This is a genomic window from Desulfosarcina sp., assembly GCF_046496365.1.
Classification (GTDB): domain Bacteria; phylum Desulfobacterota; class Desulfobacteria; order Desulfobacterales; family Desulfosarcinaceae; genus Desulfosarcina.
The window spans coordinates 1-11,233 of the sequence record NZ_JAWOHB010000050.1; the positions used below are offsets into that span (position 1 = coordinate 1).

An 11,233-nucleotide genomic window follows, 5' to 3' on the forward strand; every position below is an offset into this window, starting at 1 on the left:
TTTATGGTAAGAAACTGAATTTAATATAAATTTGTTTTTCTGCACCCTGGGCCCTAAAATTTTTTAAGAGTGCCGGTCTGCCATGATGCGGTTGAGCATCCAAGGGCGAACCGGACGGCCGATATCGATCTGTTTTTTCTAAGAATAAATGTTGGCTATTAATTATGGTATGAAATTTGTATGGGATAAGGACAAGCCAACAATGGAGAAATAATGAACAGACAATCCGGATTTACCATTATTGAACTGGCCGTCGTGGTTGCCATTATGGGTATTCTTGCGGGCATCACCATCCCCAATCTGATCGCCTGGGCGGCAAACGGTCGGGTCAACAGCGCAGCCCGGGATATCGTATCCATGCTTCAGCGGGCCAGGATCGAAGCCGCCAGGGAGTGTGAATTCGTCGTCGTCAATATCAATGCGAGCGGCGATTACCTTGCGTTTGTGGATGATGGAGAGGGAACCGGCGGCGTAGCAGAAAATTCAATCCAGGACGGCACCGAGCGGACGGTCGTCAGCGGCAGGCTGCCGGCCGGGGTAACGCTGGACAATGTTCCATTCGGTGCCGGCGCTGGACAGACCCGGTTTAACTCCCGGGCCATGCCGAGTTTTGCCGGTCCCACGGTCTTGACCAACAGCAGAGGACACACCGTCACGGTAAGATTGGCCTCCGGTGGAAACGTGCAGGTCGAATAAATCAACCGCAAAGTGAGACTTTCATGCAGAAACCGAACACAGAGCAAGGCTTTTCCCTGATCGAGCTGATGATCGCCATGGCCATCTCCGGCGTTGTGCTGACCGGGGTTTATGCCTCCTACCAAGACCAGCTCAGAACCAGCCTGACCCAGGAGCGCATCGTGGACATGAACCAGAACCTGCGGTCGGCCATGGTGTCCATAGAGCGGGACCTGCGCATGGCCGGTGCCAATCCCACTGGCGATGCGGACGCCGGCATTGCTACCGCCACAGCCAGCGTCCTGGAGTTTAGCATGGATGATGACGGCAGCGATGTGAACTGGGCTGACGGGGATACGACGGATGAGGGAGAGGTGATCCGGTTTGACCTGGACAGCGGCAACCTCCGACGGCGTTTTAATGCGGCTGGAGATACAGATCCCACCCTTGTACCGGCCAACACCGACCACCTCTCCCGGAACATCGACGCCCTGAACTTCGTCTATCTCGATGGCGCCGACCCGCCCAACGTGCTGGCATCGCCGGTTACGGGCAGCGCTCTCGAAGATATCAGCTCCGTCCAGGTCACCATCGTCGCCCGCGACGGCAGTACGCTGGCCCCCATGGCCCGCACCCATACCGACAACAACATCTACACCAATCAGCAGGGCGACGTGTTGCTGGACCTCTCCGGCGCACCGGATCGCTTCCGGCGCCGAATGGTGACGACGACCATCAAATGCAGAAACCTGGGACTATAGTCCAGTTTAAGGGGTGTTCAGATGATATTGGCAGATAAAAAAACAGAAGCGACCCACCGCGGCTTTACCCTGATCGAGGTGCTCATCGCCATGGCGATACTCTCCATCGGGATCTTAGGGGTGGCCACCCTGCAGGTCACCTCGACCAAGGGCAACCTGTCCGCCGGCGTGATCACCCAGAATGCAACGGTTGCCCAAAGCCAGGCCGAAGACCTGATGTCCCTGACCTACGACAACACCAACCTTGCCGTCGGTACCCACACGCCGCCTCAAAATGCGGACGGCGTGGACAACAACAGCAACGGCTTCGTCGATGAGCCCAGCGAGACCGGGGCCATTACCATGAGTTACACCGTTGCCGACGATACCCCGGTGGTGAATACTAAAACCATTACCATCACCGTTAACCGGCCCGGCTTTTCGGGTCAGAAAACCTCAACCATCATCCACGTGATCCCGGAGATCATCTAACGCCATGAAACCGCATGCACACACACGGCGATCGATTCTCAGCAACGAGGATGGATCCGTCATCGTCGCCGCCCTTCTCATCCTGGTGGTCGTGACCCTGCTCGGCATCACCGCCACCAACACATCAACGGTTGAGGTTCACATTGCCGCCAATGATCAGTTCACCAAAATGGCATTTTTCAATGCCGACGGTGCTGTTTACGGAACCGCCAAGCTGATTTCCCACGCCATCAACCTGAATGGAAAGGTGGATCAGGGCACCGGCAGCGATGCCCCGGGGATCGACTATCTGTCGACCGAAACTGACCCGGCCGATGACTTCTACCGGCAGATATTGGAGTACGATGAATATGTCGATGATCCGGACATTGATTTCAATGCAGGCGGCATTGATGCCCAGACGGAAGTCCGGCGCGACCGCACGGCCCATGTGGCGGGCGGTGGCGCCGAGTTCGCCACCGGTGCGGAAGGTGTGGGCCCCAGCGCCATCGCTGTCTTTTATGATATCGAGTCCAACGGGTTCAGCAACCGCCAGACCGCCAGAGATCTGCTTGCCAGCTACCGGAAAATGATTGGCATTCCCGGAGGATTGTAACCATCGGACAGGCCGGATGTGTTGCCGGGAGCGCTTCAAGCAACCGGATTACTTGAAAACGCAAAGGTGTCAGCATGAGAAAAAAGATCGTCATATCTATCGCCCTGGTTGGTTTTGTCACCGGTCTGCTGCTCAGCGGCACCGTTGCAGTGGGCCACGCCGTTCCGCCTGTGGCGGGCAATTACGAAGCCTACCCGCCTTTTCTGGCGGCTTCGGTGCCTCCCCTGGTGATGCTGGTCATGGGCCGGGATCACAAGCTTTATTACGAGGCTTACAACGATGCCTCGGACCTGGATGGCGACGGGACCCTGGACATTCACTACAAACCGGATGCCATCGATTATTACGGCTATTTCGATTCCTTTAAGTATTATGAATATGACACCATCGACAATCGGTTCGAGCCGGTGGGTACAACGGGCAACAAAAAGGTGCCGACCGGTGTGAACAACTACTGGAGTGGGGATTTTCTTAACTACCTGACCATGTCCCGCATGGATGCGGTGAGAAAAGTGCTTTACGGCGGCATGCGTTCCACTGACACCGACACCGAAACGGTTTTGGAACGGGCCTATATACCCCAAGACGCCCACTCCTGGGGCAAGGAATACGCGAGCATTGCCAATGACGGATACGATATCAGGGAGTATGCTCCGCTAAGTTTGCCTCCGGTGGGGACCCGTCACCTGTTTGCCTCCACTTCGCTCTATGATGCCGCCCATGCCAACTACGAACCGCTTCTGAGGGTCCTGCCCAACAACACCCACCGCATATGGGAGTGGGTGGCCAAGGAGCGGCCGGTCGCCGACGATTCTTTGGAAACCGCCGCCGGTGCTTCCTGGCAGATCGTACCGGCCAGTACCACCGCGGGTATCAGTGGCATGACCCAAACCACCTTCCCCAAGGATGCTTCCCATCCTGCAGATCACACCGCATACAATGCACTGGTGGCGACGGCTTTAGCTGCGGCTTTGGCCGATCCGGTTAACAATGTATACGGAACAGGCGCTGCAAGCACCATTAACGGCTCTGGAAATCCGTACGGCCCGGATGACAATTACCTGACGATTTTCGAGGGCACCCTCAACGTTCCTGTGGATGGGACCTATAATTTCTCTGTGGATGGCGACGATGCGCTGGAACTGATCTTCGATGGCGGGGACGGTGTTTTTGACGGCGTCGACGATACCGTCGTGGCCAGTTGGTATGGCGGCCACGGCAGTTGCAGCTGCAACACCCACAGCGGTTCGATTACTCTAACCGCCGGTGCGCACGCATTCCAGTTCCGACACGAAGAGGCTTCCGGGGGAGACAATTATTACCTGCGCTGGGAACTGGGCGGCGGTGCCAGCACCATCACCGACTACACGGTTCGTGTCCAAGTGGCAAACACGGCTGTCGGCCTGGAAGCCAACTGCAAGCAGTATCCCAACAGCAACTACAAGCCCATCGGGCTTCTCCAGCGGCATGGTGAAAGCAACAACATGTATTTCGGTCTGATGTCCGGATCCTACACCAAAAACACATCCGGGGGAGTTCTGAGAAAAAATATCGGCACCATTACCGATGAAATCAACGCCAATACCGGCCAGTTCAGTGCGGCCAACGGCATCGTCCGAACCATTGATCAATTGAGAATTGTTGATTTTAACTATGGAGATCATACTTACAACAGCAACTGCGGCTGGATCACCACCCGGCCTATCAATGAAGGCGAATGCCGCATGTGGGGCAACCCCGTCGGTGAGATGATGTACGAGACGCTGCGCTATTTTTCGGGAGAGGGCGCCCCCACCAGCGCCTTTTCCTACAGTGATGCCAACGACAATGCCGCCGGTCTGGATCTGACCCTGCCCAAAGCTGTCTGGGCCGACCCATACGACACCACTACCGGAGGTTTCGACCACTGTGCCAAACCTTTCATGCTGGTGCTCAGCGACATCAACCCTACCTTCGATTCGGATCAGTTGCCTGGGACCTATTTCGGTACTATGGCCGCTGAAACCATCGGTGGGGCCGGAACGGCACTCGATGTGGAGAGCCTTTCCGATACGATCTTTTCCGCGGAAGAGACCGCCGGCAACCGTTTTATTGGTCAGCAGGGTGCAACCTATGACGGTGCCTGCACCGAAAAATCGGTTGACGGTTTCGGCGACATCCGGGGCCTTTGCCCTGAGGAGCCCACCAAACAAGGGAGCTACTACTCGGCCGCCGTCGCCCATTACGGCTGGACGGAGGACATGCACAGCAACGCCCAGGGGGACCAGCGGATTCGAACATATGCAGTCGGCCTGGCCTCGCCGCTGCCCCGGATCGATATCCAGGTAACTGGAAAAACTGTAACGCTGGTGCCTTTTGCCAAATCGGTCGGGGGGTGTCTGAGTGTCATTGGCACGCAAGGGTTGTTTCAACCCACCAACACCATCGTAGATTTCTTCGTCGAGGAACTGCACTCCCACTACGGTCGCTTCCGGATCAACTACGAGGACGTGGAGCAGGGGGCCGACCACGACATGGATGCCATTGTGCTCTATGAGTATCAACTGGTGGATTCCGCCGGTCTGCCCGTCGGTGCTTCCAATGTGGCCAGTGCCGTGGCCGTGGATATCACGCTGACCTCTGAATATGCCGCCGGATGTATCGACCAGCACATGGGCTACATCATCTCAGGAACCACTGCTGACGGCAGCTATCTCGAGGTCAAGGACGTTGGAGGTAACCATGTGGACTATTTCCTCGACACTCCAAATACGACAGCCGATCTACCGCTTCAGGCCACCCGACGGTTCACGGTCGACCCATCCGGTGGTTCTCTCACCGCCGGGTTGTTGCCCAACCCGTTGTGGTACGCAGCCAAGTGGGGCGCCTTCGACGATCAAAACGGCGATGGCACACCCGATCAGACTGATGAGTGGGACAAAGATGGTGACGGCGTGCCGGACACCTATTTTTACGTGGTCAACCCGCTGAAGCTGGAAGAGCAGCTCAATAAGTCTTTTGCCGACATCCTTGAAAAGGCAGCTTCGGGAACCGCGGCATCTGTGCTGGCCACCAACAGCGAGGGTGAAGGCCACCTGCTCCAGGCTTATTTTAAACCGCGCGTGACCACCCTTTCCGGCAACGAACTGACCTGGCAGGGATACCTGCAGAGCCTGTGGGTTGATCCTTGGGGCAACCTCAGGGAAGACACCAACGGCAACGGGAGGCTGGACCTGACCAATACCACGGAAGTCAATGCAGCCATCGATGTGGATACAATTATCGAATATACTATCGACAGCAACGGTGACACCAAGATTCGGCGATATATTAGCCACCACCAGTACAATCCCAGAAATGGCAACAGCTCAACCTGCATCCTCGACAGTCTGACGCCGGCGCAAACCTGCCCAGACCTGACCAACGCCAGCAATTATGAAACAGTTGAGATCAATCAGATCGCACCCATTTTCGAGGCCGGCGAAAAATTGCGCCAGCGCAACCCTGATACACGCAAGATTTTTACCTTTATCGACGGCAACGGCGAAGATGATGATGCTGACGGGATTATTGACCAATCCGGGGAGGAGGAAGTTACCGGTTCAAAATGGGTGGGCCGTGTGCTGGCACCCACCAGTGACGACCCCTTTGACGACACCGGTGAGGTCCGTCGTTTTCACCAAGACAACTGGCAGACCATCAGGCCCTTCCTCGGGCTCAGCGATGGGACGGCATGGTCTTATGTGGACCACACCTCATCACCGAGTCATGAAAACCGGGTAAAAAACCTGATCAATTACATCCGCGGCAAGGATTCCGGTAGTCTCCTTGGCAGCCCAGACACCCGTTCCCGTTCCCTCGACGACGGCACGGTCTGGAAGCTGGGAGATATCGTCAATTCGACCCCGGTGAGCATTTCCAGGCCGCCGGACTATTATCACATCATTTACGGCGACGAATCCTTTCAAAACTACCTGAACGCATACAAGAACCGGGAAACGGTTGTCTATGTGGGCGCCAACGACGGCATGCTGCATGCCTTTACCCACTGGAAATACAATAATGGCGAATACACCCAGCCGGCGTCTACGACTGAGGGGATTGGTGACGAACTGTGGGCCTATATTCCGCAAACCCTGCTCCCTCACCTTAAGTTTTTGGCGGACCCTGAATATGCCCATTCCTATTATGTGGATTTGAAGCCCAAAGTGTTCGATGCCCAGATTTTTACGCCCAGCACCACCCATCCAGGCGGCTGGGGAACCGTTCTGATAGTCGGCCTCAACATGGGTGGTAGGCACATCTGGGCCGAAGACGATTTCGATGGTACTGCGGCCACCATTGAAACCCGGCATTTTTACCCCACCTACATCTGCATGGATGTCACCGAACCCAGAAACCCGAAATTGTTGTGGGAGCGGTCCTATGAGAATCTGGCCATGACAACTTCATTTCCTGCCGCTGTTGTCGTCAATAAATCAAGAAGCTTGGCAAGCGGCACCTATTCCTGGAGCGCCGGAGACGCAGATTGGATGGTTTCCTTCGGGTCGGGTCCCACAGCCTATGACGGCACCAGCGGTCAGAACGGTTATGTTTTCGTTGTGGACCTGAAAACCGGCCAGCCTTACAAGTCGGGTGCCCATGAATGGCTGTTTGACACCGGAACGGCTAATACGCTGATGAATTCGCCCGTCTCTTTTGATAAAAGCCTGACCTACAATGTTGACGGCATCTATTTCGGCAGTGTCGCCAGTGCGGCTTCAGGCGGCCTGGAAGGCAAGGTGTTCAAGGTCAATACGCATTCCGGTGGCGCACCTTCCGTTGACCCTGCTGATTGGACCATGTCCAGCATGTTCAATTCACCCGGTCCCATCTCGGCTTCCATTTCGTTGAGCACCGACAGGAAGGATAACGTGTGGGCCTTTTTCGGCACGGGACGCTACCAGTCAAACGCGGATAAAATGGATCAGACCCAGCAGTACTTTTTCGGCGTCAAGGATCCCTATTTCAACACGGACCACGACGATGCCTCGCCCGACGATCACTATCTGAATGCGGCCAATCCTTTAGAAGTGGCATGGTCTACGGACCTGTTCGATGCCACCTCCTATTCGGTGTACACCAATCAGACGGTCGAGGGGGATGATACGAGTATTACCGACTGGAGCTCCCTGACTACCACGGCCAGGGCCGCCGACGGATGGTTCCATGAAATGGAAGCCCTGTCCGGCAATCCCTCGGAACGCGTCATCTCCAAGTCCACGGTTCTGGGCGGTATCGTCTTCTTTCCCGGGTACACGCCCAACGATGATATCTGCGGGTTCGGCGGCGATACGAATTTTTATGGGCTCTACTATGAGACCGGCACTGCCTATTACAAACAGATCCTGCCGGGTGCGACCATCACCGATGCTGTCGGTGAGCAGGTCAATGCCAAGTACTACGTGGGGCATGGCGCGCCCCCGCCGGCAGCCGGTTTCCACTTGGGCCGCGAAAGCGGGGCGACGGCCTTTCTGCAGATGAGCACCGGTGAGGTGGTGGAGATCAACGTGGAGACCGCTTTCCCCCTCAAGAGCGGCATCGCGGCGTGGCGGGATCAGAACCGATAACCGACAGAAAATGAGTCCCTGAAACAGCGCGCGCCACCCAACCATCACCGGGGCGCGCTGTTTTTTTTATTTCACCACGCGATCCGCCGCCGGCTGCCCAACCCGAAGCGATTGTCGATGTAATAGACTTCAATTGGGGTGAAGGCATACAGACGTGCTTTGAATCGTGAGAAAAACGCCTTCAGGTCCGGCTGCGGATCGTCCGGGAAAAATTCCCGGGTAAAGGCAAAACGATGCAGATAGACGGCAATCGGCTTCAGCGAAGCGGATACGGAGCCGATCCGCGCTACGCTTCCCGTCATCTGGATGCCACGAATGGACTTCCAGGCGTCCGTCTGATGAAACAGCGAAGCGGCCGTCTCTTTGGAGGCAATGGCCTGGCGGATATGGCGGCTTTGCGGTGAAGAGAAGAAGAAAAAGCGCTCGTCGAGAAGAATAAAGTAAACCGGCGCAGACCATGGTCCTGTGCTGTCGGCGGTGGCAAGGGTCAGGGTCGATTCGCCATGGATCAAGTCCAGGGCTGCCCGCCGCCACGCTTCGGACACGGATTTTTCACCTGTGGCCAAACCACCTCCTGATCCTCACACCGGATGCCGTTCACAGAAAGACGGGTTGACCACGGGGGGTTGGCCCGACGTGTCCATCCCCATCCGATCTATTTTTTAACCAGTCCCACGGTCCGAACCGCCCGCTCCATCTGCTCCATGCGCTTTTCCAGGCTGCCTGTGTAACCGATGGACAGGCGGACCAATCCTGGTGAAAGCCCCATTTTCTGTTGGTCGGCAGGGCTGATCTCTGAAGATGTGCTGGCACCGGAGCAGGACATCAGGGTGTCGAAGTATCCTAAAGAGACGGCGATGTAGCCGAAATCCTCTTTGTTCTGCAGTTCGCTGAGCAGATCGTCGGCCCGTGCGCGGGAACTGCAGTCGATGGTGAACATGCCGCCGTAGCCATAGCCCTCGTTGATCAGTTCGCTGGCCAGGTCGTGTTGGGGAAACGACGGCAGCCCCGGATAGACCACCGGTACGCCCAGTTCCTCCAGCCGGAGGCAGATGGCCATGGCCCGGCGGGAGTGTTCACGCATGCGGATGGCCAGGTGGGGCAGGCGCTGGATGATGTCGAAAGCCATGCGCGTATCCATGGTGGGGCCCAGCAGCATGACCCGCCCCGTATGGAGATCCATCAGCTGATGGACCATCGCTTTGCTGGTGCAGATGGCGCCGGCCACCAGGTCACTGGCACCGTTGATATACTTGGTCATGGAGTAGACCACCACATCCGCTCCCAGGCGTGCCGGGGAGATCATCATGGGGGTGAAGGTGTTGTCGACTACCAGGGACAGATGCCTGGATTTAGCCAGTTGCGCCAGCGCGGGGATGTCGGCCACTTTCAGGGTCGGGTTGCCTATGGTTTCCGTATAGAGTACCCGCGTGTTGGGGGTGATCGCTTTTTCAAAAGCCGCTGTGTCGGCGGGGTTCACAAAACTGGTGCTAATGCCGAATTGCGGCAGCAGTTCGCCGAACAGGGCATGGGAACCGCCGTAGATGGTATCGCTGGATACGATGTGATCACCGCTTCGGCAAAGCTGGAGAAGGGCGCAGGAGATGGCTGACATGCCGCTGGCGGTGCACACGGCAAACTCGGTGCCCTCCATGGCGGACAGATAGCGGGCCAGGATGTCCACCGTGGGGTTGAAGTGCCGGCTGTAAAGGAAGCACCCGCCTTGTTCCGGGCCGCGGATGCCGCCGAAAATCTCCGGCATGGTTTCCGGGTTCATCACGGTGAAGGTCGAAGAGCGGGAGATGGACGGGGTTACGCCGCCGTGCTCTCCAAACTCCCTGCGGGTTTCACACAAGGCCTGTTCCGGATTGATTTTTTTCATTGAGCACCTCCCGGTCTCTTTTTGCCGATGGAAAATGCCTGGCCAACGATCTCGCCCAAGCGCTGGTAGGTTCCAGTTCCCGGTGAGAAGACCAGCGGATCGATTTTGGCGGAATCGGGCTTTCCGTCAGTCAGGCAGGTGTCACTGACATGGGTCTGGATCACTTCTCCCACAACCAGAATGTGGGCGCCCAAATCGAGTGTGTGGCGCAGGCGGCACTCTAAATTCACCGGGCAGGAGGCCACCAGGGGGGCATGCTTCAGCTCGCCTTCGAACAGCTCGAACAGGTTCGATTTATCCACCTTGCGTCCCGAATAGATGCCGCAGAAATCCACCTGTGCAACCATCGCTGCCGATGGTACATTGATGGAAAATTCAGCCTGCGCCAGAATACCCTTGAGGGTATGGCGCTCACCGCGAATGGCCACGGAGATGGCCGGGGGTTTTGACGAGGCGATGCCGCACCATGCAGCGGTCATGAAGTTGGCGCGACCGTCCACCACGGTGCCTACGAGTACTGCGGGGGTGGGAAAAAGCAGGGCTTCGGGACCCAGACGGGATTTATTCATTTATACCTCCTGAAAATAATTGCGCAGTAAGGGCCGGAATTAAGCCCGGGACCAGTCTGCATCGGGTGCTATCGACTATCGAGGGGCGCTTGCGTGTCGGCCCAGTAGGGCATCGTGGCGGTTCCCTTGCCTGCCCATGCCTCGTCATTCTGGGCAAGTCCGGTCAGCTCCTTCAATGCCTCGCGGATTTCCCGGGAACCCCTGTCGTGAATCTGTTTGACCGTGGCATGTTCAGCTGAAATCTGTGCAAGGGAAAACCGTCCGTTGCTGTTCTTTAGATTGACGTAGAGCAGATCGCGTATGGCGGCCCAGCTGTCGCGGCGGGTCTGGTTGGTAAGCGGGGTCAGGCTGTCCAGCTGCCGCAGCCATCTTTTCAAAAACCGTGAATACAGATATTTTTGAACCAGGGCGAGCCAGAATACGAAAATGAGGGTGCTCAACAATCCCGCGCCGGTGATCTGCAGCACCGGGTCCAGACCCCCAAGCGGCGGCAGGCCCATGAGCCCCAGCCAACCGGCAGTGCCGCCGACTGCAGAAACGGCCAGCCCGCTGAAAAACGCCTTTAAGCGGAATAGGCGCGCTTTCTTGCCGTAGCTGATCATGCCTTCCAGGAAATGGCCAAGCCGTTCACCGTGGGTTTCCACAAAGGAAGCCAGATTGTCCAGCCGATGGCAGGGTGCCTGAAGCACCGC

General features: G+C 56.9%; 8 protein-coding genes and 1 pseudogene. 5 read left to right on the forward strand and 4 right to left on the reverse strand.

Going from position 1 to position 11,233, the window contains the following annotated elements:
• Positions 1–213: 213 nt before the first annotated feature.
• From R6V78_RS03785 to R6V78_RS03805, 5 genes are all read left to right on the forward strand, one after another.
• A complete protein-coding gene (locus R6V78_RS03785) occupies positions 214–696 on the forward strand; it encodes a GspH/FimT family pseudopilin (protein WP_410287999.1) in 483 nt (160 codons plus the stop codon).
• Positions 697–719: 23 nt separating this feature from the next.
• Entirely contained in the window at positions 720–1,436 is a 717-nt protein-coding gene (locus tag R6V78_RS03790) for a prepilin-type N-terminal cleavage/methylation domain-containing protein (protein ID WP_410288000.1), read from the forward strand.
• 21 nt (positions 1,437–1,457) lie between these two features.
• On the forward strand, positions 1,458–1,907 hold the full coding sequence (locus tag R6V78_RS03795; RefSeq protein ID WP_410288001.1) for a prepilin-type N-terminal cleavage/methylation domain-containing protein: 450 nt from the start codon (positions 1,458–1,460) through the stop codon (positions 1,905–1,907).
• Between the two features lie 4 nt (positions 1,908–1,911).
• Complete coding sequence (locus tag R6V78_RS03800) at positions 1,912–2,502, forward strand: PilX N-terminal domain-containing pilus assembly protein (protein ID WP_410288002.1); 591 nt, start codon at positions 1,912–1,914, stop codon at positions 2,500–2,502.
• 74 nt (positions 2,503–2,576) lie between these two features.
• Positions 2,577–8,090 (forward strand): PilC/PilY family type IV pilus protein, encoded by a 5,514-nt coding sequence (locus R6V78_RS03805; RefSeq protein ID WP_410288003.1) that lies wholly within the window; start codon positions 2,577–2,579, stop codon positions 8,088–8,090.
• Positions 8,091–8,161: 71 nt separating this feature from the next.
• Here R6V78_RS03805 and R6V78_RS03810 read toward each other — a convergent pair whose 3' ends face one another.
• From R6V78_RS03810 to R6V78_RS03825, 4 genes and pseudogenes are all read right to left on the reverse strand, one after another.
• Positions 8,162–8,656: a pyridoxamine 5'-phosphate oxidase family protein gene (locus R6V78_RS03810; protein ID WP_410288004.1), complete on the reverse strand. Its 495-nt coding sequence runs from the start codon at positions 8,654–8,656 to the stop codon at positions 8,162–8,164.
• An 89-nt stretch (positions 8,657–8,745) separates the two neighbouring features.
• A complete protein-coding gene (locus R6V78_RS03815) occupies positions 8,746–9,972 on the reverse strand; it encodes an aminotransferase class I/II-fold pyridoxal phosphate-dependent enzyme (protein WP_410288005.1) in 1,227 nt (408 codons plus the stop codon).
• The gene (locus R6V78_RS03820) at positions 9,969–10,541 is read right to left on the reverse strand and encodes a flavin reductase family protein (protein ID WP_410288006.1); all 573 of its coding nucleotides are present in this window, start codon (positions 10,539–10,541) and stop codon (positions 9,969–9,971) included. The genes R6V78_RS03815 and R6V78_RS03820 overlap by 4 nt, the downstream gene beginning before the upstream one ends.
• 68 nt (positions 10,542–10,609) lie before the next feature.
• A pseudogene (locus R6V78_RS03825) lies at positions 10,610–11,233 on the reverse strand (hypothetical protein); the annotation flags it as partial.